Annotated in this window: 21 protein-coding genes; 13 read left to right on the top strand and 8 right to left on the bottom strand. The window is 66.3% G+C overall.

Annotated features, from left to right (window positions below):
• The first annotated feature begins 222 nt into the window (after nt 1–222).
• From QM748_RS03735 to QM748_RS03745, 3 genes are all read left to right on the top strand, one after another.
• On the top strand, nt 223–1,479 hold the full coding sequence (locus QM748_RS03735) for a lipoprotein-releasing ABC transporter permease subunit (RefSeq protein WP_415245708.1): 1,257 nt from the start codon (nt 223–225) through the stop codon (nt 1,477–1,479).
• The gene (gene lolD, locus QM748_RS03740; protein WP_415245709.1) at nt 1,472–2,167 is read left to right on the top strand and encodes a lipoprotein-releasing ABC transporter ATP-binding protein LolD; all 696 of its coding nucleotides are present in this window, start codon (nt 1,472–1,474) and stop codon (nt 2,165–2,167) included. The genes QM748_RS03735 and lolD overlap by 8 nt, the downstream gene beginning before the upstream one ends.
• A 136-nt stretch (nt 2,168–2,303) precedes the next feature.
• A complete protein-coding gene (locus tag QM748_RS03745; protein WP_415245710.1) occupies nt 2,304–4,328 on the top strand; it encodes a methyl-accepting chemotaxis protein in 2,025 nt (674 codons plus the stop codon).
• Between the two features lie 39 nt (nt 4,329–4,367).
• On the opposite strand, the gene QM748_RS03750 is transcribed toward QM748_RS03745, so the two are convergent.
• A complete protein-coding gene (locus tag QM748_RS03750) occupies nt 4,368–4,913 on the bottom strand; it encodes a DUF2062 domain-containing protein (RefSeq protein ID WP_415245711.1) in 546 nt (181 codons plus the stop codon).
• 132 nt (nt 4,914–5,045) lie between these two features.
• On the opposite strand from QM748_RS03750, the gene QM748_RS03755 reads away from it, so the two are divergent.
• From QM748_RS03755 to QM748_RS03765, 3 genes are all read left to right on the top strand, one after another.
• Entirely contained in the window at nt 5,046–7,115 is a 2,070-nt protein-coding gene (locus tag QM748_RS03755) for a DNA internalization-related competence protein ComEC/Rec2 (RefSeq protein WP_415245712.1), read from the top strand.
• Nucleotides 7,070–7,423 carry a hypothetical protein gene (locus QM748_RS03760; RefSeq protein ID WP_415245713.1) on the top strand — a complete coding sequence of 118 codons (354 nt, stop codon included), beginning with the start codon at nt 7,070–7,072 and terminating at the stop codon, nt 7,421–7,423. The genes QM748_RS03755 and QM748_RS03760 overlap by 46 nt, the downstream gene beginning before the upstream one ends.
• A 103-nt stretch (nt 7,424–7,526) precedes the next feature.
• Nucleotides 7,527–8,450, top strand: coding sequence for an alpha/beta fold hydrolase (locus tag QM748_RS03765; RefSeq protein WP_415245714.1), 924 nt, complete (start codon nt 7,527–7,529; stop codon nt 8,448–8,450).
• A 28-nt stretch (nt 8,451–8,478) separates the two neighbouring features.
• On the opposite strand, the gene rsgA is transcribed toward QM748_RS03765, so the two are convergent.
• From rsgA to QM748_RS03780, 3 genes are read right to left on the bottom strand one after another with little or no spacing between them, the layout of a single operon-like run.
• Nucleotides 8,479–9,420: a ribosome small subunit-dependent GTPase A gene (gene rsgA, locus QM748_RS03770; RefSeq protein ID WP_415245715.1), complete on the bottom strand. Its 942-nt coding sequence runs from the start codon at nt 9,418–9,420 to the stop codon at nt 8,479–8,481.
• Nucleotides 9,417–9,758 carry a cytochrome c gene (locus QM748_RS03775; protein ID WP_415245716.1) on the bottom strand — a complete coding sequence of 114 codons (342 nt, stop codon included), beginning with the start codon at nt 9,756–9,758 and terminating at the stop codon, nt 9,417–9,419. The genes rsgA and QM748_RS03775 overlap by 4 nt, the downstream gene beginning before the upstream one ends.
• Before the next feature lie 27 nt (nt 9,759–9,785).
• Nucleotides 9,786–11,054: a M48 family metallopeptidase gene (locus tag QM748_RS03780; RefSeq protein ID WP_415245717.1), complete on the bottom strand. Its 1,269-nt coding sequence runs from the start codon at nt 11,052–11,054 to the stop codon at nt 9,786–9,788.
• 112 nt (nt 11,055–11,166) lie between these two features.
• Here QM748_RS03780 and orn point away from each other — a divergent pair, with 112 nt between their 5' ends.
• The 3 genes from orn (at nt 11,167) to QM748_RS03795 (ending at nt 14,648) form a co-directional block, all read left to right on the top strand.
• Nucleotides 11,167–11,715 (top strand): oligoribonuclease, encoded by a 549-nt coding sequence (gene orn, locus QM748_RS03785; RefSeq protein ID WP_415245718.1) that lies wholly within the window; start codon nt 11,167–11,169, stop codon nt 11,713–11,715.
• Nucleotides 11,716–11,892: 177 nt separating this feature from the next.
• Nucleotides 11,893–12,414, top strand: a complete 522-nt coding sequence (locus tag QM748_RS03790; protein ID WP_415245719.1) for an SRPBCC family protein — start codon at nt 11,893–11,895, stop codon at nt 12,412–12,414.
• Nucleotides 12,415–12,533: 119 nt separating this feature from the next.
• On the top strand, nt 12,534–14,648 hold the full coding sequence (locus QM748_RS03795) for a S9 family peptidase (protein ID WP_415245720.1): 2,115 nt from the start codon (nt 12,534–12,536) through the stop codon (nt 14,646–14,648).
• Here the strand turns inward: QM748_RS03795 and QM748_RS03800 are convergent.
• The 4 genes from QM748_RS03800 to rpmE form a co-directional block, all read right to left on the bottom strand.
• Nucleotides 14,636–15,946 carry an MFS transporter gene (locus tag QM748_RS03800; protein ID WP_415245721.1) on the bottom strand — a complete coding sequence of 437 codons (1,311 nt, stop codon included), beginning with the start codon at nt 15,944–15,946 and terminating at the stop codon, nt 14,636–14,638. The genes QM748_RS03795 and QM748_RS03800 overlap by 13 nt on opposite strands.
• A 28-nt stretch (nt 15,947–15,974) precedes the next feature.
• Nucleotides 15,975–17,909 (bottom strand): TonB-dependent siderophore receptor, encoded by a 1,935-nt coding sequence (locus tag QM748_RS03805; protein WP_415245722.1) that lies wholly within the window; start codon nt 17,907–17,909, stop codon nt 15,975–15,977.
• Between the two features lie 572 nt (nt 17,910–18,481).
• Nucleotides 18,482–20,140, bottom strand: a complete 1,659-nt coding sequence (locus tag QM748_RS03810) for an ArnT family glycosyltransferase (protein ID WP_415245723.1) — start codon at nt 20,138–20,140, stop codon at nt 18,482–18,484.
• Nucleotides 20,141–20,315: 175 nt separating this feature from the next.
• Nucleotides 20,316–20,534, bottom strand: coding sequence for a 50S ribosomal protein L31 (gene rpmE, locus QM748_RS03815; RefSeq protein WP_415245724.1), 219 nt, complete (start codon nt 20,532–20,534; stop codon nt 20,316–20,318).
• A 182-nt stretch (nt 20,535–20,716) separates the two neighbouring features.
• Here rpmE and QM748_RS03820 point away from each other — a divergent pair, with 182 nt between their 5' ends.
• Genes QM748_RS03820 through QM748_RS03835 form a run of 4 tightly spaced genes read left to right on the top strand, consistent with a single transcriptional unit; the run spans nt 20,717 to nt 23,516 of the window.
• Complete coding sequence (locus QM748_RS03820; protein WP_415245725.1) at nt 20,717–21,709, top strand: tRNA dihydrouridine synthase; 993 nt, start codon at nt 20,717–20,719, stop codon at nt 21,707–21,709.
• Nucleotides 21,706–22,386, top strand: coding sequence for a tRNA (guanine(46)-N(7))-methyltransferase TrmB (trmB, locus tag QM748_RS03825; RefSeq protein WP_415245726.1), 681 nt, complete (start codon nt 21,706–21,708; stop codon nt 22,384–22,386). The genes QM748_RS03820 and trmB overlap by 4 nt, the downstream gene beginning before the upstream one ends.
• A gap of 58 nt (nt 22,387–22,444) precedes the next feature.
• The gene (locus QM748_RS03830; protein ID WP_415245727.1) at nt 22,445–23,191 is read left to right on the top strand and encodes a UPF0149 family protein; all 747 of its coding nucleotides are present in this window, start codon (nt 22,445–22,447) and stop codon (nt 23,189–23,191) included.
• Complete coding sequence (locus QM748_RS03835) at nt 23,175–23,516, top strand: YkgJ family cysteine cluster protein (RefSeq protein ID WP_415245728.1); 342 nt, start codon at nt 23,175–23,177, stop codon at nt 23,514–23,516. The genes QM748_RS03830 and QM748_RS03835 overlap by 17 nt, the downstream gene beginning before the upstream one ends.
• Nucleotides 23,517–23,561: the final 45 nt, after the last annotated feature.

A 23,561-nucleotide genomic window follows, 5' to 3' on the forward strand; every position in this document is an offset into this window, starting at 1 on the left:
CGCGCTTGAAAGCAAGGGGCCGGGCCAGCGTAGGGGCATGCGGCATGCTTTGCCATCGTGTTTTTCCCTTGCTTTCGCCGGGCAGGGTGGGGAACGTGGCGGAAGCGAAGGGCGTGCTGCCGCCGTGCCTGCTTACAGTCCGACATCGATCGGACTGGTCACGAGCGCCCGCGCGCGGGCACAATACCGGGCTTGCCGGACTGACCTGCCGAACCTTTACCGATGCTCTACGAATTTCTCGTCGGATTGCGCTACACGCGCTCGCGCAAGCGGGCGCAGGGCCGCAACCGCTTCATTTCCTTCATTTCCCTGGTGTCGATGTTCGGCATCGCGCTGGGTGTCGCGGCGCTGATCGTGGTCCTGTCGGTGATGAACGGCTTCCAGGAGGAGCTGCGCTCGCGCATCCTCGGCGTGGCTTCGCACATACAGGTGCAGAGCTTCGATGGCGGCCTCCACGACTGGCAGCAGGTGGCCGATGAGTCCATGCGCCATCCCGCGGTGAAGGCCGCTGCGCCCTACGTGCAGGAACAGGGCATGCTGTCTTTCGACGAAGGGGTGCGGGGCACCGTGGTGCGCGGCGTCATCCCGAGCGAAGAGGACAAGGTGGCGGACTTCGGCCAGTACATGAAGGCAGGCAGCTTCGATGCGCTGCAGCCGGGCCGTTTCGGCATCGTCCTCGGCCGCGACCTGGCCCAGGCGCTGCGCGTCCAGCTCGGCGACAAGATCACCCTGATCGCGCCGCAAGGCCTGGTGACGCCGGCCGCGGTGTTGCCGCGGGTGAAGCAGTTCGAGCTGGTCGGCGTGTTCGACGCCGGCATGTACGAATACGACTCCGGCCTGGCGCTGGTGCATGTGGCCGATGCCCAGGCGCTGTACCGGATGGGTGACGCGGTGAGCGGCGTGCGCCTGAAGCTCGACGACCTCTTCGCGGCGCCGCGCGTGGCGCGCGAACTGGCGATGCAGATTTCCGTGCCGGGGCTGATGATCCACGACTGGACGCGCAGCCATGCGAACTTCTTCCGCGCCGTGGCGCTGGAAAAAACCATGATGACGCTGATCCTGTTCCTGATCGTCGCGGTGGCGGCATTCAACATCGTGTCGACGCTGGTGATGGCAGTGCAGGAAAAATATGCCGATATCGCCATCCTGCGCACGCTGGGCGCCAGCCCGGCTTCGATCATGGGCATCTTCGTGCTGCAGGGCTCGATCATCGGCCTGGTCGGGCTGCTGGCCGGCGTCATCGGCGGGCTGGCGATTGCCGGCAACCTCGACGTCGTCATTCCGGCGCTGGAGACGCTGACCGGGGCGACGCTGTGGAACAAGGAAATCTACTACATCAAGGAACTGCCCTCGAAAGTGCTGGCGGCAGACGTGATCAGCATCGTCTCGGTGTCCTTCGTGCTGACCCTGCTGGCGGCGCTGTACCCAAGCTGGCGGGCATCGAAGGTGAATCCGGCGGAGGCGCTGCGCTATGAGTGAAATCGCGAGCAAGCCGGGCGGGCCGGTGCTGGCCTGCGAGGGCCTGTCCAAGCATTTCCGCGAGGGCGCGGATGCGGTGGCGGTGCTGGACAACGTGAGCCTGTCGGTCGGGCGCGGCGAGCGGGTGGCGATCGTGGGCGCTTCCGGCTCGGGCAAGAGCACGCTGCTGCACCTGCTGGGCGGACTGGACGTGCCGAGTGCCGGTTCGGTGCGGCTGATGGGACGCGATTTCTCCACGCTGTCCGAAGGCGAGCGCGGGCGGCTGCGCAATGCGGCGCTCGGCTTCGTCTATCAGTTCCATCATCTGCTGCCCGAGTTCTCCGCGCTGGAGAACGTCGCCATGCCGCTCTACATCCGCCGCGTCGGCAAGGCCGAGGCAGACGAGCAGGCGGCGGCGATGCTGCGCGAGGTTGGCCTGGGGCACCGCCTCGACCATGCGCCTGGCGAACTCTCCGGCGGAGAGCGCCAGCGTGCCGCGATCGCGCGCGCGCTGGTGACGCAGCCTGCCTGCGTGCTGGCCGACGAGCCTACGGGAAACCTCGACCGGCGCACTGCCGAAGCGGTGTTCGAGCTGATGCTGTCGCTCAACGAGCGCCTGGCGACAAGCTTCGTCATCGTGACCCATGACGAGTCACTGGCTGCACGCGCCCAGCGCAGCCTGCGGCTCGATGACGGCAGGCTCAACTGAGAATTGCGTCACACTTATGGACCCATTGGCCGAATCCCGGGCGCCGGATTGATCGTCCTCATAAAGTTACCCAGATTGGGGCCGATAGTATGAGGACCCAATCAACGGAGCCCGTGCCAATGCGGGTAGAACAACAATGAAAGCGCTCTTCGTTCCGGCCATCCGCCTGCTCGACCGCATGAACTATCCCCTCAAGTTCATGCTGATCATGTTTGTCTGCTTTGCCACCGCATTGGCGCTGCTGGCCCAGGTCTACGTCAGCCTGCGTGAAAACATGGACGTGGCCGAACGCGAGATTGCCGGCCTCACCCTGTTCGACGCTGGTTTCAACGTGGTGCTGCTGACCCAGCAGCACCGTGGACTGAGTGCTGGCGTGCTTGGCGGCAGCAGTGAAATGGCGCCTCAGCGGGACGCGAAGGCGACGGAGCTGCAGGCCGCGCTGAGCAAGCTCGATGCTGCGATCGAAGCCGATCCTCTGTGGCAGCCGCTGCAGGCGCCCTGGACCCCGATCCGCAGCGAACTGGACCGCCTGGCACGGACCTCGATCCAGCTTGGCGGGCCGGAAAGCTTCCGCGCCCATACCGAAGTGATCGCCCGCTTGCTGCACTGGCTCGGCGACGTCGGCGATGCCTCGGGTCTCGCGCTCGATCCCGAAGCGGCAAGTGCGAATCTGATCACGCCCCTGCTGACCTCGCTGCCCGAACTGAGCGAACGGCTGGGCCAGCTCCGGGCGCGCGGCACCAACATCATCGCCCGCCACGAACTGGCCCGCAGCGACGAGCACGGCGTGATCGCGCTGCTGGCAGAAATCGGCCGTACCGAAGCGGATCTGCTCGAACGCCTGGGGCGTGCAGGCAAGGCAAATGCCGGGCTCGCGGGCGGGCTCGAACGCATGCGCGGCGAGATCACCGCGGCGGTGGGCGGCGTGCGTACCGCAGTGATGCGCGACATCGTCGATCAGAAATTCACCTTGTCGGCGCCGGCCTACTTCAGCCTCGTCACCGGCGCGATCGACACGGCGGTGCGCAGCTTCAACGAGGTATTGCGCCCTCAGACCGGCAAGCTGCTGCATGAGCGGCTCGATCGCCTGTCGGGGCAACTGCGGTTGCAGATCGTGCTGTCGGTCGTGGCGATGCTGGTTGCGGGCTATCTCTTCATCGGCATCTACTTCGCCATCCTGCGTTCGGTACGGGAATTGTCGGTGGGCGCGCAGCGTTTTGCCGCCGGGGACTACCGTGAGCGTGTCGAGTTCTCGGCGCGGGACGAACTGGCGGAAGTCGCCCAGCAGTTCAACAAGATGGCGGATGAGGTTGCAGTGCTGATCCGGGAAATTCAGCAGGGCGCTTCCCAGCTCGGTTCCTCGGCGGGCGGGCTTTCGGAATCGGCCCGGCGGGTTTCCGATGGTTCGGAAGCGCAGAGCGAGTCGGCCTCCGGAGTCGCCGTGGCGGTCGAGGAAATGACCGTCAGCGTGCAGGAAATCTCCCGTCACGCGGCAACTGCGCAGGAAATGGCCGAAACTTCCGGACGCCTGTCCGAAGAGGGTGGCACGGTGATGCGCCGCTCGGTCGAGGAAATGGAGCGCATCGCCGAGGCGGTCGACCGTTCCGGCGAGGCGATCAGCGAGCTGGGCGAGAAGTCGCGCCAGATCACCACGATCGTCGATTCGATCCGCGACATCGCGGATCAGACCAATCTGCTGGCACTCAACGCGGCGATCGAAGCTGCACGGGCGGGCGAGACCGGACGCGGCTTCGCCGTGGTGGCCGACGAAGTGCGCAAGCTGGCCGAACGCACCTCGCTTGCGACGCAGGAGATCGCCAGCATGGTGCAGGCCATCCAGCAGGGCACCGAGCGTGCGGTCGATACCATGCAGCAGGGCGTGCAACGCGTGCGCGACGGCGTCGCGCTGAGCAACCAGGCTGGCGAGTCGATTGCGCAGATCCACGGTGGTGCGCAGCAGGTGCTGGACGCGGTGCGCGAGATCACGGTGGCGCTCAACGAACAGAGCCTGGCGAGCAACGAGATCGCCCAGAACGTCGAGCGCATCGCAGCGATGGCGGGCGACAACAGCGTCGCCGCGCACCAGACCACGGCCACTGCCGAAGTGCTGGAAAACCTGGCCGCGACACTGCGTCAGCAGGTCGGGCGCTTCCAGGTCTGATCCAGTCGCCGCAGGGCATGGCCGTTTGCGCCATGCCCTTCATTGCTTGCGGTGCGCGCCCTTGCGCCTGCGCCACTGCCGGATCAGCCAGATCCGCCAGCCCCAGCGGACCGCCAGATAACCGCTGATCGACAGCGTGGCGGCGAGCATCACCAGGCCGAGCGCCAGCGGCTTGCCGAGCCCGGCCATCCAGTCGATGAGGGCGGGAATCCAGGGCGAAATGCTCATGCCGTCGAGTTCGGGCGGCGCAGTGAAGCCCGCTCCGTCCAGGCCCATCACCATGCTGCCGAAACCGTAGGCGAGCACGTACAGCGGCACGATCGTCAGCGGGTTGGTGTACAGCGTGGTCAGCAGGGCCAGCGGCAGATTGACGCGGAAGGCCACGCACATGACGGCCGCGCCGAGCATCTGCAGCGGCCCCGGAATCAAGCCGCAGAAGAGCCCCACCGCCACCGCGCCGGCCGCGGAGTGGCGGTTGAGGTGCCATAGCCGGGGATGCAGCAGCGTGGACGAGAACGGCCTCAGCCAGCGGTTCTGGCGAATGCTTTCGTGGTCCGGCAGGAAGCTCTTGAGTCGTTTGCGCATGGTCTTCGAGGCGCGGAAGTGTAGCAGCGGACCGCCGATGCCGTGAGGCGGCGCGGCCGCGATTCGGTAAGCAGATGCGAAGTGCTGGCGGTGTTTGCCATTGTCATGATGACGATGGCAATATCGGGCGCCATGAGAGTGCTTGCCCTGTCCTTTGCCGGAGGCGTCTTGCTGCTGCAGGGGCAGGCGCAGCTGCCGGATGCCGTGACGGTCGCCCTGGCCGGAGCAGGCTTCGGGCTGCTGTGGGCATTCGGCAGGCACCGTGCCGATGGCAAGGCTGGCGAAGCAGGCAGGGCGCATGTGTCATGGCGCTTCGTGCGTGGTTTTGCCGCAATCGGGCTTGCCTTCATGCTGGGCTTCGCCTGGGCGGCGCTGCGTGCAGACTGGCGGCTCGCGGATGAACTGCGCAACGATCTCGAAGGCGTCGACATCGAGCTGACGGGATACGTTGCCGATCTTCCGCAGGCACTGGATGAAGGCGTGCGCTTCCGCTTCGAGCTGGACAAGGGGGCCGAAGGCGTACCCGGCAATCTGCTGCTGTCATGGTACAGGCCGCGCGGCGCGGCCCAGCCGCTTCCACTGGTGAAGCCGGGAGAGCGATGGCGCTTCACCGTCCGGCTCAAGCGCCCCCACGGTTTTTACAACCCCGGCGGTTTCGACTACGAAGCCTGGCTGCTGGAACGCGAACTGCGTGCGACCGGCCATGTGCGCGCCGGTGAGCAGTTGCCGGAAGCGGGAGCAGCCAGGCCGATGGACGCAGTGCACCGGTTGCGGAATGCCGTACGCGAGCGCTTTGGCGCCGTGCTCGGGGATGCACCCTATGGCGGCATTCTGGTGGCGCTGGTGATCGGGGATCAGCGGGGTATTCCGCCGGAGCAGTGGGAGAGCTTCCGCCGCACCTCCGTTGCTCACCTGGTTGCCATCTCGGGTATGCATATAACATTGATCGCGACGGTCGCCGGCATGGCGCTTGGCGGTGTATGGCGCAGGCTGCCCTGGCTGGCGCTGCGCTGTCCGGTGCGCAGGGCCCAGGCGCTGGCGGCGGTGCTGGCCGGTACCGGCTACGCCCTGCTGGCAGGCATGGGGATTCCGGTGCAGCGGGCGCTGGTCATGCTGTTCGTGGTCGCCATCGCACTGTTCCGCGGCCGTTCCATCCTGCCTTCCAGGGTCCTGGCGCTGGCCTTGCTCGTAGTGCTGGTCGTCGATCCCTGGGCCTGCCTGTCGGCGGGTTTCTGGCTGTCCTTCGGTGCCGTGGCAGCGATCGGCTTCGTGCTGGGCGGACGCCAGCATGGGACGATCGGCTGGCGTGCGGCGGTGCGAGTCCAGCTTGGCATCAGCCTCGCGCTGGTGCCCCTGCTGGTGCTGCTGTTCCAGTCGCTGCCGCTGCTGTCGCCGGTGGCGAATGCGCTGGCGATTCCGCTGGTGAACTTCGTCATCACGCCACTCGCGCTGCTGGCGGCACTGCTGCCGCTGGATTTCCTGCTGCACTGGGGGCACATGGCAACGGCGCTGCTGATGGTCTGGGTCGAATGGCTGGCGGCCTTCGAGCCCGGCTACTGGCGCCAGCCTGCGCCGCCGATGTGGCTCGGGGTTCTGGCGATGCTTGCGGTGGCCGGAGCGATGCTGCCGCGTGGCGCGCCGGGCAGGCTGGCGGCGCTGGCCGTCGTCGTCGCCTTGCTCGCCTGGCCGCCGCCGCGCCCTGCGGCAGGCGGTTTTGTCGTGCGGGTGCTGGATGTGGGGCAGGGGCTGGCGGTACATGTGCAGACGGCCGGACACGATCTGCTGTTCGATACCGGCCCGCCTTATGGCGCACGTGCCGATGCGGGCGGCCGGGTCGTGCTGCCCTATCTGCAGGCCCTGGGAGTGGGGCGGCTCGATGGTGTGGTGCTGTCGCATGACGACAGCGACCATGTCGGCGGCGCGCGCAGCATCGCTGCGGCGCTGCCGGTGGAGCATTGGTGGTCGTCAGGGCATGCTGCGGCAATTGCCGATGACGCGCCATTGGTGTCTCCCTGCGTGTCGGGAATGCGCTGGAACTGGGACGGTGTGGAGTTCGCCTTCCTGCACCCTGACGGCGCCACGCCACGGCCTGCCGGCAGGCGGCACGACAACGACCGTTCGTGCGTGTTGCGCGTGGTCAACCCAGGGGCGTGCTGTTGTTGCTGGGCGATGTCGAATCCACGGGCGAACAGGCGCTGCTGATGCGCCACGGCGAGGCTGCGCTGGCGGCTGATGTGGTGGTGAGCGGGCATCACGGCAGCCGCTCATCCTCGTCCGCCGCGCTGGTGGATGCGACGCTGCCGCAGGCTGTGATCCATTCGGTGGGGCACCGCAACTCTTTCGGCCATCCGCATCCCCTGGTCTGGGCGCGCTGGGCAGATGCCGGTGCGCGCAACTGGCGCACCGACAGCCAGGGGGCGGTGGAGGCGGTGTTCGCAGCCGATGCCGAGGCGGGAGTAAGCCTGACGGCACAGCGTTTGCGCGAGCCGCGCTACTGGCATGGCCGGTAAGGTGCAACCTGCGAGGGCGACCGGTGAGGGCGGCCGGCGAGGATGGTCGATCCGCAGCACGATGCTAGACTGCCTTCCGAAGCGACTATCCGAGGAAGCCATCATGTCCCTGTTCTCCGATCTCAGCCGCGCATTCGAACCGCCGACTCCGCCACGCCGTCCCCGGCATGGCGTCCGCGAACGCCATGTGCAGTGCATCGGCCCGCACGGGCTGCACCGCATGGCCTATGCCGAATGGGGCGACGCCGACAATCCGCGCGTGCTGGTCTGCGTCCATGGGCTGACGCGCAACGGCCGCGACTTCGACGATCTGGCTCAGGCACTGGCTGACGATTACCGGGTCGTCTGCCCCGATGTGGTCGGCCGTGGCCGCAGCGACTGGCTGGGCGTGAAAGGGGACTACGGTTTTCCGCTCTACGTGTCGGACATGATCGCGCTGATCGCGCGGCTGAACGTGGAACAGGTCGATTGGGTCGGCACGTCGATGGGCGGCATCATCGGCATGCTGATCGCCAGCCTGCCCCACTCGCCGATCCGCCGGCTGGTGCTCAACGACGTCGGCCCTGTGATCACCGCGGTGTCGCTGCAGCGCATCGGCCCCTATGTCGGCACGGCGCCTCGCTTTGCCACGATGGAAGAGGCGGAGGCCTATATCCGTGAGGTCAGCGCGCCGTTCGGGCCGCTGACCGACGCACAGTGGCACCACCTGACCAGCTACTCGGTGCGGCCGGTCGGCGGGCCGGATGGCGGTTTTGTCATGATCTACGATCCGGCGATCGGCGAAGTCTTCCGCGCCACGCCCGCGACCGAGGACATCGACATGTGGCCGGTGTATGAGCGCATCGGCTGCCCGACACTGGCCATCCGCGGCGCCGAATCCGATCTGCTGGAACGAGCGACGCTGGAGGCGATGGCACGGCGCGGGCCGTGCGCGAAGATCGCCGAGTTCGAAGGCGTCGGCCATGCACCGATGCTGATGGAGCCGGAACAGATCCGCGTCGTCGTCGATTTCCTGAAGTCGAACTGACGGTGCTTGCGGCGCGCTCCTCCGCGCCTCACCAGCCGGGATTCAGGCGCTTCGCTTCGGCGATCTCGCTGCGGATCGTGCGGTAGTGCTCGAAGCGGCGCGGCGCGATGCGGCCGTCGGCCAGGGCTTCGAGCAGGGCGCAGCCCGGCTCGGCTTCGTGCCGGCAGTCGCGGAAGCGGCAGCGGCCCAGCAGCGGACGGAACTCGATGAAACTCTCGGCCAGTTCGTCGGCACTCACGTGAGCGAGGCCGAACACCTGCAGGCCGGGGCTGTCGATGAGCCAGCCCGTGCCTTCCCCGGATTGCTCCAGCGGGTACAGACGGGCAAAAGTGGTGGTGTGCTTGCCCGAATCCAGCGCCTCGGAAATCTCGCGGGTGGCGGCCTGGGCATCGGGGATCAGGGCATTGGTCAGCGTTGACTTGCCCATGCCGGACTGGCCGACGAGGATGGACTGCAGGCCCGCTAGGCGATCGAGCAGGCCGGTTGCGCCTTGCATCGCGGAGACTTCGATGACCTCGTAGCCGAGGGCGCGGAAGGGCGCGAGCTGGCTGCGCGCCGCATCCAGCCTTTCGCCGAGGTCGGCCTTGTTGAGGACGATGAGGGGCGTGATGTCCTGGCTTTCCGCCGCGACGATGCAGCGCGATACCAGCAGGTCGGAGAAGCCCGGTTCGGTGGCGACGACGATCAGGATGTGGCTGAGGTTGGCCGCGATCAGCTTTTCGCGGAAGGCGTCGGAACGCCACAGCAGGTTGCGGCGCGGAACCAGCGAGTCGATGACGCCCTGGCCGTCGCCGCCCGGCGTGAGCTGGACGCGGTCGCCGCAGGCGAAGCTGCTCTTCTTGCCGCGGGTGTAGCACTGCAGCCGGCCTTCCGGGGTGAGGACTTCGTAGTGCCGGCCGAAGGCGGCGACGATGAGGCCGTCGACCGAACCGCCGCCGCCTTTCTTGCGCTGCTGTTTTCCGTGGCTCACTGAAACTTGTAATAGTGCTGGTTGAGGTAGGCGGCGAGATGCTGCTCGTCCTCCGGGAAGAGATCGAGCTTGAGCATCGTCGTACAGGTGGTGAGCTGCTGCGACAGGGCGCTGGCAGTCTTCACGCGGCGGTCGGCGCGGGTGTAGATCGCGGAGCCGTCCTCGCCGCCGAACTGCCTGGCATGGCATTCGACACACTGTGCAGCGTGCATCTTCTCGCCTTCGACAGGATCGCCATCGGGGAAGGGGTTGGCGTTAACCGTCAGTGCTGCGCTTGCCAGCAGGCTGGCAACGACACTTCTCGGCAGAGTAGCGTGCAGCGGTGATCGGATATCCATTTTTTGTCTCCTCTGGTTTGGATCGTGCTACAGGGACTGCAAGCGCGCGATGCGTATTGCCGCCGGCGGGTGCGAGTCGAAGAAGCGCGAATACAGCGGATCGGGCGTCAGCGTCGAGGCGTTGTCGCGATAGAGCTTCACCAGCGCGCTGACGAGGTCCGCGGCCTGCGTCTGCTGTGCGGCGTAGGCGTCGGCCTCGAACTCGTGCACCCGCGACCAGTGGCTCATCAGCGGCCCGAGCGGAAAGGTGAACACCGGCAGCGCCAGGAAGAACAGCGCCAGCGCGGTGGCACTGTCGGTCGCCTCGGCGCCGAGGCCGGTGAAGAACCACGGCTGCCCGGCCAGCCAGCCGAGCAGGGCGAGCAGGGCGAGGCTGGCGGGGGCGATGAGGGCGAAGCGCTTGACGATGTGGCGGTGGCGGAAATGTCCCAGTTCGTGGGCCAGCACCGCCTCGACTTCATCGGCGTTCAGCTTGTCGAGCAGGGTGTCGAAGAACACGATCCGCTTCGAGGCGCCGAAGCCGGTGAAATAGGCATTGCCGTGGGCCGAGCGGCGCGAGCCGTCCATGACGAACAGGCCCTGCGACTTGAAGCCGCAGCGCGCCAGCAGGCCCTCGACCCTTGCCTTCAGCGCCTCGTCGCCCAGCGGCGTGAAGCGGTTGAACAGCGGCGCGATGAAGGTCGGCCACACCAGCATCACGAGCAGGTTGAAGCCCATCCAGAAAACCCACACCCACAGCCACCACAGGCTGCCCATCGCCGACGCCAGCCACAGCAGCACCGCCAGCAGCGGCAGGCCGATGACCGCGGCCAGCACCGCCTCGCGCGCGGAATCGGCGGCGAACAGCGCCGGCGTCATGCGGTTGAAGCCGAAGCGCTTCTCGATGACGAAGGTGCGCAGCAGCACGAAGGGCAGGTCGATCAGCCAGCCCAGCACGCCCAGCGTGGCGAGCAGGGCCACGCCATGGACGATGCCACCGGGTACGAACGCAGCCGACCAGGCATCATGGATCGCCTGCAGGCCGCCGCCCAGCGTCAGCAGCAGCACGAACAGCGCGCTGACGGCGATCTCGGCGACCTTCAGCCGCGTGCGTGCGGCGGTGTAGTCGGCGGCACGCTGATGGGAGCCCAGCGGAATGGATCCGGCGAAGGCCGGCGGAACGTGGTCGCGGTGGGCCTGCACGTGGCGGATCTGGCGCCGCATCAGGTTCATCCTGACGGCTAGGCTCAGCAGCAGCAAGGCGACGAAGAGGACGGCAAGGCCGGTGGCGAAGGAGGGAAGGGTTTCGGCTTGCATGGGGCGGTCGTCGGTGTGTATGGAGGGCGAGGCGGCAGGGCGCAGGCCCGTTCTATGACACAATCGCGCCCTCTGATTTTTCGCATGAACACGACAGGAAGGCGCACGGATTATGGCACAGGACCCGAATACGCTGATATGGCTGGACATGGAGATGACCGGCCTCGAGCCGGACCGCGATCGCATCATCGAGATCGCCATCGTCCTCACCAACGAAAAGCTCGAAACCATCGCCGAAGCGCCGGTGATCACCGTGCATCAGCCCGACTCGGTGCTCGACGCGATGGACGACTGGAACAAGAACACCCACGGCAAGTCCGGCCTGATCGAGCGCGTGCGGGCCTCGACCGTGTCGGAAGCCGAGGCCGAGGCGCAGATGCTGGCTTTCCTGAAGGAATGGGTGCCGGCGCGGACTTCGCCGATGTGCGGCAACTCGGTATGCCAGGACCGCCGCTTCCTCGCGCGCTGGATGCCGCAGTTCGAAGCCTGGTTCCACTACCGCAACCTCGACGTGTTGACATTGAAGGAGCTGGCCAAGCGCTGGCGGCCGGAAGTGTACGCCGGCGTCAAGAAGGCAGGCGCGCACACTGCGCTGGCCGACATCCAGGAATCGATCGCCGAGCTGCGCCACTACCGGGACACTTTCCTGCGGCTGGAATGAAAGCGATGCTGCCGGGTGCCAAGCGTGCTCGGCAAGTCCTTGAATAGCCACCTCTAGCGAATTTCTTGATTTTCATGCCCCAATCTTGACCCTGTCGTCCACCGCCGATCACCATGCCTGCGCGCGGCACGGACCGCAGCGAATAACAAACAACAGCCCCGCTCAAGGAGACAAGGCATGAAGCTGATTCACGGGCTCGCTCCCATCATTCTCGGTGTATCGGCGGCCTCGGTTGCCGCCGATGCGCCAAGCCTGCAGGTCGAGGAACAGGTCGTCATCGCCGCACCTGCGGACAAGGTCTGGGGCAAGGTCAGGAACTTCAACGACCTTGGCGCTTGGCATCCTGCAGCGCAACGCACGGAAATCGTCGAAGGCAGCAACAACGCCGCCGGCGCGGTGAGGGTGATCACCTTGCCGGACGGCGGCACGATCAAGGAAAAGCTGCTTTCCTACGATGATGCGGGCAAGACCTTCAAGTACATGATCCTGGAGGGTGTATTGCCGGTCAGCAGCTACGAATCCGTCGTTGCGGTGAAGTCGGAGGGCGCGAACCAGACCAAAGTGGTCTGGCGGGGTGAGTTCAAGCGCAAGGACACCAGCGCAAACCCCGCTGCGGGGGCGACGGATGAGGATGCGACGAAGACCATGACCGCTGTCTATCGTGGCGGCCTCGACAATCTGAAGAAGATATCGGAGTAAGTATTCCGAAGGGCCAGCCGGCCGCGGTCCGGCTGGCCCGCGGCCTTGAGCAGCCGCCCGTATCACCCTTGGCCGCGTGCTGTGGGATGATCGCGGTCTCGTTCAATGGCGCTTTCATCTTGATTGCATTCACTGCTTTGCCTGCATCGTCGTGGCCGGACATTCCGCCGCCAGTTGCACCCCGCGAAGAGCGGGAAATCCGCCAACTGGGGCGCAAGCGCATCGACGCCTATGCGTGGATGAAATCCATTCCACAGTCAGGGTCGCGCATTCTGGACCTGCTGCCCTCGCCATTGCGCGAGCACTTGAAAGCGGAAATGGACTACGCGCAGGGCATTCTGCGCCCGCTGGGCCCCGAGGCCGGGCGCTTCCATCGGCGCATGGTGGAGCGGGCGTCCGAGATCAACGAGCCCTTGCCCGCTTCGTCCAGAGGCTGGCGCTACGACTTCAAGCTGCCGGCCGGCTGCTCGCACCGCATCTTCTGCCGCATGGGGCCGGACGGCGAAGAGCAGCTTCTGTTCGACGAGGCCGGCCGCGCCAGCGGCCATGCCTACTATCGTGCCACCGGCCACCAGCACAGCCCGGACGACCGCTGGTTCGCCTGGGCGGAGGACGTGGTCGGCGCGGATCGCCACCGCATCTGCGTGCTCGACATGGTGTCCGGCATCATCCGCACCGTGGTGGAGGCCGATGCCTTCGGCTACGGCGGCTTCACCTTCTCGCCGTCGTCCCGCCAGCTGTTCTGGATCTGGCGCGACGGACACAGCCGGCCGACGCGCCTGTACCGTTCGCCGGTCGAGGGCGGCGAGGCGGTGCTGGTCCATGAAGAGCATGATCCGGCGATTTTCATGCAGGTGGCGCGCACCGCGGCCGGCGGCTTCGTTGCCATGACGCTCGGCGGTCCGGATACGAGCGAGGTTCGGCTGATTGCCGCCGATGACGAAACCGGATCAGCGCGAATCGTGCGTCCGCGCCAGCGCGGCACTCGCTACGAAATCGACGAATGGGGCGATGAGCTGCTGATGCTGACGGATGCCGACGGCGCCATCGACCGCAAGCTGCTGAGCCTCGACCCGGTGAGCTTTGCCGTGCAGCGCGAGCTGGTGCCGCATCGAGCCGGCGTTCCCATCACTGCCGTGCTGCCCTTTGCCGAAGTGCTCGTGCGGCTCGAGCGGGCCGAGGGGCTGCAACGGCTGGTGCTGACCAACTCCGACGGCAAGGAGAGGACGGTCGAGTTCGACGAGCCGGCCTATTGCGTCGAACTCACACCGGCCCAGACCTATGCGGCCCGGCAGGTGCGCATCGTTCATCAGACGCCGGCCAGTCCGCCGCGCTGGATCGATGTCGATCTTGCCAGCGGTGTGTGCAGCGTCGTCGGACGGGAGCGCCTGAAGAGCTTCGACCCCGCGGCTTACCGGATTGAACGCCTGCACGCGCAGGCCGCCGATGGCGAAAGCATCCCGATCACGGTGCTGTCGCGCAAGGATGCCGCCTTCGAGACGGCGCAGCCCTTGCTGCTGACGGGCTATGGCGCCTACGGCATCGCCAGCGAAGCCCGCTTTTCCCTGCCCGCGACCGTGCTGGTGGACGCCGGCTTCCGTTACGCCATCGCCCATGTCCGCGGCGGATCGGAAAAAGGCGCGCGCTGGTATCGCGGCGGCTGCCGCATGAACAAGCGCAACTCGATGACCGACTTCATCGCCTGCGCGCAGCATTTGCTGGACACCGGCCATGCCGCGCCGGGGAAAATCGTCGCTCACGGTGTTTCGGCGGGCGGGCTGATGGTGTGCGGTGCGATGAACATCGCTCCGCAATCGTGGGCCGGCGTGATTGCGCAGGTGCCTTTCGTTGACATGCTCAACACCATGAGCGACGCCGATCACCCGCTGGTGCCGCTGCTGCGCCCGGATTGGGGCGATCCGCTCGCCGACCCCGAGGCCTATGACTGGATCGCTTCGATCTCGCCCTACGAGAACGTGAAGCGGGCGGCCTATCCGCCGCTGCTATGCACCGCCGGCCTGAAGGACGACCGCGTCCCTTACTGGGAGCCGGCAAAGCTGGTGGCGAACATCCGCCATCTATCCACAGGCGGCAATCCGGCCGTGCTGCAGCTGGACCCCGACAGCGGCCACCAGCAGAGCGACGACCTCGACCGCGAATTTGCCCAGGCGGCGTTGTTCTGGGCTTTCGCGCAGCATTGCGTGCAGCGGCCTGAGCCTGTTCAGGCTGCTTGACTCGCTGTCGTCACCGCCTGCTCGGTGCGCGCCTGCATGAAGGAACGTAGCGCGCAGAATGCCGACACCGCGAGGGCCGGAATCGCCGTTGCGGCGATCGCGTCCAGCATGCGGCCGTCGAACACCCGGTCGGACAGCGTGCCGGCCAGCAGCGGGCCGGCGGCGCTGAACACCGACACCACGAAGCTCCAGATCGCGAAGCTGCGCGCCCGAAGCGGGGCAGGGATCAGGTCCTGCAGCATGGTCGGCACCAGCGCATTGGCCGTGCAGGTGAGGAACAGGAATATCCCGACAATGAAGAAGGCCTGGTCGAGCGTCGGCGCCGAGGCCAGCAGCAGGATCGCCGGCACCGCCAGCATCACCGACACGCCCATGATCAGCGGGCGCACCGCGCGGCCAAAACGCCGTGCCATAACGCGATCCAGCAGCCCGGCAACGGGCAGGCAGCCGATGGTCGTCATCAGCACGATGACGCCCATCGCATTGCCGATATCGGCGGGCACCGCCTCGAACCGGCGTTCGAGCGCCAGCGCGATCAACTGGTTGAGCGCCTGCACGGCAACCAGCAGGCAGCCCGCGACGCCGGCGAACAGCGCAAGCGCCCGCCAGCGCTGCCGCAGGAAAAGCCGCAGCGATGCGGCCGCGGCGAGATCGGCGGGCGCGGTGCGGCGTGGCGGATCGGCGGTCAGGAGGCCGAGCAGCAGCAAGGGAGCGCCGGCAAAGGACAGCAGCAGGAAACCCTTGCGCCAGGCTTCGATGCCCAGCGGAATCAGTGCATCCGAGGTGGCCAGAATGGCGCCGCCGAAATAGAAGCCGCCGCTGGCGCCGAGCGCCATCAAGGCCGCGAAGCTGAGGTTGGCCAGCACGCGGTGCCGCTCCGGCGCCAGGTCCGGAATCATCGAATAGACCAGGGGCACCATCGCGAACTCGGTGATGCCCGCCGCCGAGCGGCCGATGAAGAACAGCGGGAAACTGGGTGCGAGCGCGCTCAATACCATCATCGCGGTCGAAGCCAGGATCAGGCACAGCAGCACGCGCTTGCGCGAAAAACGATCGGCGAAGCGCGCCAGCGGAATCGCCAGTGCACTGCCGACCAGCACGCCTGCGAGCCCCTGCAAGGCACCCAGCATGGCGTCACTGATGCCGAAGCTTTTCTGGATGGCAGAGAGCGATATGGCCTGGAGGCCCATATCGCTCATCTGCACGCCGGCGGTGATGCCCAGGAAGGCGACCGTGAACAGTGCCCGAAGCGTCCACGCCGAAGGGGCGTGGACGCCGTGGTCATGCGCTTTGCTCATCGGGCCGCCATTCGGCGCTGCGGAAGGATCAGTTCCACTGGTACTGCAACTGCACATCCACCGTCCGTTCGTTGCCGTAGTAGCAGTAGAAGTCGCAGCCGCTGACGTACTTCTTGTCGGTCAGGTTGCGGGCGTTGAGCTGCACCGCCCAGGCACGGTCGATCTGGTAGCGCGCCATGAAGTCGAGCAGGGTGTAGCTGTCGATGCGCTCGCCCGGGTAGTAGCGCTCATCCTCGGTCGAGCCGTTGTAGCGCGCGCCGGCCGCCAGCGTCAGACCCTGGCTGTTGGGAAGTTTTAGGCGATGGCTGAGCCACAGGCTGGCCTGGTGCTTGGGCAGCAGCGGCGTGCGGATGGTCTGGGTGTCGGTGACGTCCTGGCGCGAATGGTTGTGGGTGTAGGACAGCTTGAGCGCGGTATCGGGCGTCAGCTTGAAGTCGCCTTCCAGCTCCACGCCCTTGTTGGTGCGCTTGCCGGTCTGGGTCTGGATGTTGGAGGCATCCGAGACCAGCGCATTCTTCTCCTCGACGTCGAAGTAGGCCAGCGTGATGGTGCCGTCCAGCCAGCTCGGCTGCAGCTTGACGCCCACTTCCGACTGCTGGCCCTCATAAGGCCGGTAGGCCTTGCCGTAGCCGTCCACGCCGGCAACCGGCTTGAACGATTCGGAATAGCTGATGTAGGGCGAGATGCCGTTGTCGCCGATGTACATGGCACCGACGTTGACGCTGTTCTTGCTCTCGTCGTAGCTGGAGTCGGCACCATTGACGCTGCCGTCGTTCTTGACGCGGTCGTGGCGGAGGCCGGCATTGAAGTTCCAGTTCGCCCCCAGCCGAAGCTGGGCGGAGGCATAGACGCCGATTTGTTTCGAATCGATGTCGTAGGGCGTGCCCGTCACGGCGAAGGGCTGGCCGTAAACCGGTGCGAACATGTCCAGGGGCGGTACGTAGCCAAAGCCGTTGTTCCGTCCGGAGGTGTCGGATTTCAGATAGTCGATGCCGACGGTGGGCAGGATTTCCACGCTACCGTTCAGGCGCAGGCGGCCGCTGACGCGGTTGTCGATGTAGTGGGTCTTGGTCTTGCCGTCGGTGAAGGAGTAGCCGCGCCACAGTTCGCGGTTGCCGTCGGAGTTCCAGGCGAAGACGTTGATCTGGTCGAGATCCAGGTGGGAGAACTTGTAGTTCTGCGTGAAGGTCCAGTCGTTGGCGAACTTGTGGTTGAACAGCCAGCCTGCGCTGATCTGGGTGCGTTCGAGCTTGTCGACGCCGGGCTCGCCGACGTGGGTGCGCCGGTCGATGCGGCCGTAAGGCGTCTTGATGATGGTGCCGTAGGCTGGCAGGAAGCCGTTGGTCGGATTGCCGTCCTCGCGCTGGATGCTGCCCAGCAGCGTCAGCGTGGTGCGGTCGCTGAAATCGATGCTCAGGCTCGGAGCCAGGTAATGGCTCTTCATGTCGGTGCCGCGCTGCATGCCGTCTTCGTTGCGGGTCTGTGCGACGATGCGGTAATAGACCGAGCCGTCTTCGTTGGCCAGGCCGTTGTAATCGGCGCTGATGCCGCGGCGATCGCGCGTGCCGACTTCCGCGTTCAGTTGCAGCGATTCCTTCTTGTGCGGACGCTTGGTGATGAGGTTGACCACGCCGCCCGCTTCGGACGCGCCGAATACCAGGGAGTTGGGCCCCTTCAGCACTTCGACCGACTCGACGCCGAAGATCTCCGGCTTCCAGACGAAGAAGCCGTTCGGCGTCGTCGGCGTGCCGTCCAGCATCGTCGAGGCGTCGAAACCACGAATCTTGAACCACTCCACCTTGTTGTCGCCGCCGAAAGGCTCGCTGAGGATGCCGGCCTGGTACTGCAGCGCCTGGTCGAGCTTGCGCGCGCCTTGTTCCTCGATGGCCTTCTGGTCGATCACCGCGCTGGAGTTGGGGGCGTAGAAATCCAGGCTTTGCAGCTCGTCGACGGAGCCGACCACGGTCACTGCCTCCAGTGCCTGTGCCGAATCGCCTGCCGCTGCCTGCGCCTCAGAATTCCCCGATGCCGTTTTGAGCCCTTGCGCATGGATCGGCCCTGCCAGCCCCATGCTCCCCGCCGTTGCAAGAACGGCCCACATGATGGGTGTATACGTCAGTTTCCGCATGATTTTTTCTACCTACGGTTGATCGAAAAGGATGGTGTGGGGGAGGGCTGGTATGCCGTGTCCTCGAGGCCTGAGCTTTCGTCCTGCACAGCTTGCGGATTCTATATGTAATCGAGAATTATTTACAAAATCGTCAAAAAAAAGCCATATGGCAATGAACTGCATCAATCGGAATGGCTTGAAGCCCATGCTGCGTCGCTTCGGGCGTGAGGCGCTGACTTCTTCTTGGAGGAACAGGCAGGGAACGCAAGTTGGGCAATGGAGGCTCCATTGCCGCACAGGCGGGCAAGGTCTGGAATTTCAATGGCCTTGCCGCCTGGCATCCTGCGGTGCAATGCACGGGTGTTGTCGGAGGCAGCAACAATGCTGCCGGCGCGGTGCGCGCAAACGACGTGCTCCTGTTCTCCTCAGCGCAGCTCCCGCCTCAGCAGTGCAAAATGCTCCGCCCGCCGCCCCGCGCCGCGCTGGAATTCCCACACCGCCTGCCATTCCGGTGCGAGCGAGATCCGCTGCTGTGGAGCATCGTCCATCACCAGCAGCAGCGGGCAGGGCGTGCTGTCGTCGATGATGCGTTCGGTGCGCAGGCCGGCGAAATAGTAGAGCGAAGTTTTCACGTGCGCCGGCAGGCCGGTGGTGGCGATGCAGGCGCCGGGGCTGGTTTCGCGTTCGCCGGTGACGGCGATGTCGAGAGAGTGGACCATTTCGCGGTAGCTGCGGCCGTGGTCGAACCAGGGCATCAGCAGCACGACCGCCAGGCACCACAGCATGGTCAGGCCGATGGCCCAGTTCGCTGGGGCGCGTGAGCTGGAGCGCGGCAGCTTCCACAGCAGGACGATCCAGATCAGGCTGATCACAGCGCCGAGCACGGCCTGGAAGACAGGGTCGGGCAGCACGAAATCGGGAGCGTTGCGGGCGACGTGGCGGGCGAGGCCGGGCGGCCAGCCGGCGGACTGGGCGGACCAGGCGAGCCACACCAGGATGCCGAACACCGCCAGGCTCATCAGCGAGAACCAGTCGAAGGCATTGGCGGCGCCGCGCCGCAGGCTGGGTACGCCGCCGGCGGCGAGCAGCGCCATGGCGGGCAGGATGGGCAGTGCCGCGGCCTGGGAGAGGTCGCCGGCGGCGACGAAGACCGCGATCACGAGCAGGGCGCTCAGGCAAGGCAGCAGCCAGCGCAGATCGCCCAGCGTGCGTCGGCCGCGCCAAAGGCTCCACAGCGCGATGGGCCACAGCGGCCAGGTGAACCAGCCGAACAGTTCGAGCCCGCGGATGATTTCGCCCGATGCCAGCGGTTCAGTGGCGAGACGGGCCCATTCCGTGCGCAGCCACAGGCTCAGCAGCTCAGGCTGATTGAGATGGACGGCCAGCGGCCACAGCGCCGACAGCGTGAGGGCGAGGCACAAGCCCAGCAGCAGGGCGCCGCTGGCGCGCGGATTGCGGCATTCGCGGCTGAACAGCATGGTCAGCGGGAACAGCGGCGCGGTCAGCAGCAGGCCGCCAAGGCCGGTGGAGAGGAAGGCCAGCGCACTGCCGAGGCCGGCGAGCAGGGCGCCGCTGAGCGGGGAGTGCGGCACGCGCGACAGGCCGCGCAGCGTCACGGCGAGCATCGCCACCAGGGCGAGCAAGGGCTGGGTTTCGTGGGCGTGGAGGACGAGGCCGAGGGCGCCCAGCATCAGCAGCGCGCCGGGTGTGCGTGCCGGGCGGCCGTACAGCGCTTCCGCGGTGCGGGCGGAGAAATATACGCCCAGCGCGACGAAGAGCGCGCTCGCCAGGCGGGCGCCTTCGTGCAGCGCCAGAAAACTGCTGCTGGCCCATGCCAGCAGGGTGCCGGTCCAGTAATACAGCGGCGGATAGTCGGGCAGGGGTTCGCCAGCCAGCATCGGGAACAGCCAGCCTTCGCACTGCAGCATGCTCAGGATCGGCCCGAAATGGCGGGCGTCGTCGCCGCGCCAGGGATCATGCCCGGTCAGGCCTACGAGCAGGTAGAGACCGACCAGCAGTGTGATGCCGAGCGTGCCGTAGATGCGGCGCTGCAGCAGGGAGGGCGTTTCGGGTTCTCGAGTCATGCGCGCATTGTGGAGCGGAGTGCCCCGGCAGGCAAAGGCGGGGCTCGAAGCTGCTTCGAACTTCGGGCAGGGTCATGGTTTCAACGATAAAAAAAGGCAGCCGCAGCTGCCTTTTTTTGCGATGTGCCGTGGGCCCGGCTGGGCGGGAGGCACGTATCCGGCTGTGCAGCCGCGATCAGCTGGCGCGCTGGACGTTGCCGTACTTCTGGCGGAAGCGCTCGACACGGCCGGCGGTATCGACGATCTTCTGCTTGCCGGTGTAGAACGGGTGGCAGGCGGAGCACACTTCGACGTGGTACTCGGGCCGGCCGACGGTGGAACGGGTGACGAAGGTGTTGCCGCAGGAGCAAGTCACATTCACGTCGTTGTACTTCGGATGGATGTCCGCTTTCATGGTGTCTTCCTGATGCGCGCGGGCGGAGGTTGTGACCGCCCTGAGTGGTAAAGAGGCAGAATTATCCGCGACTGGGCAAGGGCTGGCAAGTGGAAATCGGCTTGTGGCCGCGACTGGATTAGAATTCCGCTCCCCGCGCGGCCTGCCGCGTTGCCGATGAGCCTTGTTTCAAGGAAGTACCTTTGCGCCTGCTGCTTGCCCCGATGGAAGGCCTGCTTGATGACGTTCTGCGTGCCGCGCTGACGGCGTCAGGCGGCTACGATCATGCGGTGACCGAATTCGCGCGCGTGTCGGGTACGCTGCTGCCCGATCGTTTTTTCTGCCGTATCGCGCCGGAACTGCGCAATGGCAGCCGTACCGAGGGCGGCACGCCGGTGCACGTGCAGTTGCTCGGCTCCGATCCGGTCTGCATGCATGACAACGCGGCGCGGCTGGCCAGACTGTCGCCGGCGGGAGTGGATCTCAACTTCGGCTGCCCGGCGCCGACGGTGAATCGCCATCGAGGCGGTGCGGCGCTGCTGAACGAGCCCGAACTGCTGAACCGTATCGCCGTCGCCGTTCGTGCCGCCGTGCCGCCATCGATTCCGCTCAGCGCCAAGATGCGGCTGGGCATCGACGATACGGGGCGGGCGATCGAATGTGCGCAGGCGCTGAGCGAAGGCGGCGCCGGCACGCTGGTCGTGCATGCACGGACCAGGGCCGACGGCTATCGCCCGCCTGCGCACTGGGAGTGGATCGCACGTATCGACGATGCCGTGACGGTGCCGGTGGTGGCCAACGGCGAAGTCTGGAGCGCGGCAGACTGGCAGCGCTGCCGGGCAGTGGCCGGCGTCGGCGATGTGATGCTGGGCCGTGGCGCGGTGGCGGACCCTTTCCTCGCCGCACGCATCCGCGCCGGCAGGCTGGAGCAGCCCGATGCCGAGGAGCGGGCGCACGAATGGGCTGCGCTGCTGCCGTTGATCGGCGCTTTCCGCGAGCGCGTCAGGCACAAGGTCGAGGCCAGACACGCGCCCGGGCGCATCAAGCAGTGGCTTCACCTGCTGGCGCGCAACTATCCGCAGGCACAACAATTGTTCGCGGCCATCCGCAGCCTGCGCACGCTGGCCGAGGTCGACGGCGTACTGCTGAGCCACGGTGTGCCGGCGCTGGCAATCAATCCATCGAGCATCGCATGAGCTACGCCAATTCCCGCATTCCGCAAAGCGCCCAGGACGGTATCCACGAACGCCTCGACGCGCTGGTACGCAAGCATCTCGCCGAGCCTTTCCGCAAGCCGGTCGCGCCTTACAACCGCGAAGCCTTCGATTTCAGCCTCGCCGGTTGGGACGGCAAGGCGCCGCTGATCCTGGACGCGGGTTGTGGCGTCGGCCACAGCAGCATCCAGATCGCGCGTGCCCATCCCGATCATTGGGTGATCGGTGTTGACCAGTCGCAGGACCGGCTCGAGCGCAGGAAGCCATACCCGGATGCACTGATGCCGCGCAACCTGGTGTTCGTCCGCGCAGACCTGGTCGATTACTGGCGCCTGCTCGACGAGGCGGGCCTGCGGCTGGCGCGGCATTACATCCTGTATCCGAACCCCTGGCCCAAGATCGGCCATCTGGCCCGGCGCTGGCATGCGCACCCGGTGTTTCCCTTCATCCCGCGTCTCGGCGGCGTGCTGGAATGCCGCAGCAACTGGGATGTCTATATCCAGGAGATGGCGGCGGCGCTGTCGATCGTGCTCGCGCGGGACGTGTCGTGGGAGAACTTCACTGCCGAAGTGCCGATCAGCCCGTTCGAGCGCAAGTACCGCGACTCCGGCCAGACGCTGTACCGGCTCGAATTCGACCTGCAAGCCGGGGCCTGTTGATTCGCTTGCCGTTCGGCGTGGCTTCGGCCACTCTTGCAGCCATTTCCGGAGAATTGCCATGACAGAGCCCCAGACCCCCGATTCACACAACCCCTGGCTGATGAGCGACGAGGATTTCGAGGCGCTCGAAGAAGTGCTGACTTCCGACATCGTGCCCGAGGACTGCATGGACCTCGAGATGCTCGACGGCTTCCTGGCGGGCGTGCTGATTTCTCCCCGGCCCATTCCGGCCGAACGCTGGCTGCCGGACGTCTGGTCCGCACATGGCGAGGAGGCGAGCTTCACGGGCGGCCGTGGATTGCAGCGCGCGATTCGCCTGGTGAAGGCCTATTACAACGAGATGGTGAGCACGCTCGGCCTCGACGACGATGACGAGGTCTGCTGGGAGCCTTTCTGCTTCGCCATCGCCGAAGGCGACACGCTGAAAGTCGGCGAGGAATGGCTGGAAGGTTTCGCCCAGGGTCTGGATCTGTGGCCGCAGGGCTGGGAGGAAGGCCTGGACGAAGAGACCGTCACCGCCGTGCGGGATACGCTGGACGAAGTACTGGCGCCGTGGGCGGAGGATGACGCTGGCGAAGCCGGCGAGGAAAAGCGCCTGGAATGGCTGGGTGCGCTCGGCGAAGCGGTCAACGACATCTATGCGCATTGGCGCGATGCCGGCCTTCCGGCACCGGCACTGCTCGAAGCGGATGCGCCGCGCCAGCCTGAAACCACCGGCCCCGGCCGCAACGACCCTTGCCCCTGCGGCAGCGGCAAGAAGTTCAAGAAGTGCTGCGGCGCGCTCGACGATGGCGGGGCAGCCTGACGACCACTGCACGCGTTGCGGCGCGTGCTGTGCCGCTTTCCGCGTCGATTTCCACCACTCCGAACTCGAGAGCGCCATGCCGGGTGGTGTTCCCGATGGCCTGACGGTGCCGGTCACGACCACGCTGGTGCGGATGCGCGGCACCGATGCCGCGCCGCCGCGCTGCGTGGCACTGGCCGGCGAGATCGGCACTGCGGTGCGCTGCACCCTGTATGCCAGCCGGCCTTCGCCCTGCAGGGATTTTGCGCCGTATGCGGCGCTGGGCATTGGCGAGGATGCCTGTGACCGCGCCCGCGCACGGCATGGCTTGCCGCCGCTGGGCTGATTGAATTTACGCAAATATTTTTGTCAGACGGCTGATAAAAAAGAG

It is taken from the genome of Thauera sp., assembly GCF_047601425.1.
Lineage (GTDB): Bacteria > Pseudomonadota > Gammaproteobacteria > Burkholderiales > Rhodocyclaceae > Thauera.

Coding starts and splice junctions, on each gene's coding strand:
- QM748_RS03735 (WP_415245708.1), top strand. CDS start 223: ATGCTCTACGAATTTCTCGTCGGATTGCGCTACACGCGCTCGCGCAAG.
- lolD (WP_415245709.1), top strand. CDS start 1,472: ATGAGTGAAATCGCGAGCAAGCCGGGCGGGCCGGTGCTGGCCTGCGAG.
- QM748_RS03745 (WP_415245710.1), top strand. CDS start 2,304: ATGAAAGCGCTCTTCGTTCCGGCCATCCGCCTGCTCGACCGCATGAAC.
- QM748_RS03750 (WP_415245711.1), bottom strand. CDS start 4,913: ATGCGCAAACGACTCAAGAGCTTCCTGCCGGACCACGAAAGCATTCGC.
- QM748_RS03755 (WP_415245712.1), top strand. CDS start 5,046: ATGAGAGTGCTTGCCCTGTCCTTTGCCGGAGGCGTCTTGCTGCTGCAG.
- QM748_RS03765 (WP_415245714.1), top strand. CDS start 7,527: ATGTCCCTGTTCTCCGATCTCAGCCGCGCATTCGAACCGCCGACTCCG.
- QM748_RS03775 (WP_415245716.1), bottom strand. CDS start 9,758: ATGGATATCCGATCACCGCTGCACGCTACTCTGCCGAGAAGTGTCGTT.
- QM748_RS03780 (WP_415245717.1), bottom strand. CDS start 11,054: ATGCAAGCCGAAACCCTTCCCTCCTTCGCCACCGGCCTTGCCGTCCTC.
- orn (WP_415245718.1), top strand. CDS start 11,167: ATGGCACAGGACCCGAATACGCTGATATGGCTGGACATGGAGATGACC.
- QM748_RS03790 (WP_415245719.1), top strand. CDS start 11,893: ATGAAGCTGATTCACGGGCTCGCTCCCATCATTCTCGGTGTATCGGCG.
- QM748_RS03800 (WP_415245721.1), bottom strand. CDS start 15,946: ATGAGCAAAGCGCATGACCACGGCGTCCACGCCCCTTCGGCGTGGACG.
- QM748_RS03810 (WP_415245723.1), bottom strand. CDS start 20,140: ATGACTCGAGAACCCGAAACGCCCTCCCTGCTGCAGCGCCGCATCTAC.
- rpmE (WP_415245724.1), bottom strand. CDS start 20,534: ATGAAAGCGGACATCCATCCGAAGTACAACGACGTGAATGTGACTTGC.
- trmB (WP_415245726.1), top strand. CDS start 21,706: ATGAGCTACGCCAATTCCCGCATTCCGCAAAGCGCCCAGGACGGTATC.
- QM748_RS03830 (WP_415245727.1), top strand. CDS start 22,445: ATGACAGAGCCCCAGACCCCCGATTCACACAACCCCTGGCTGATGAGC.
- QM748_RS03835 (WP_415245728.1), top strand. CDS start 23,175: ATGGCGGGGCAGCCTGACGACCACTGCACGCGTTGCGGCGCGTGCTGT.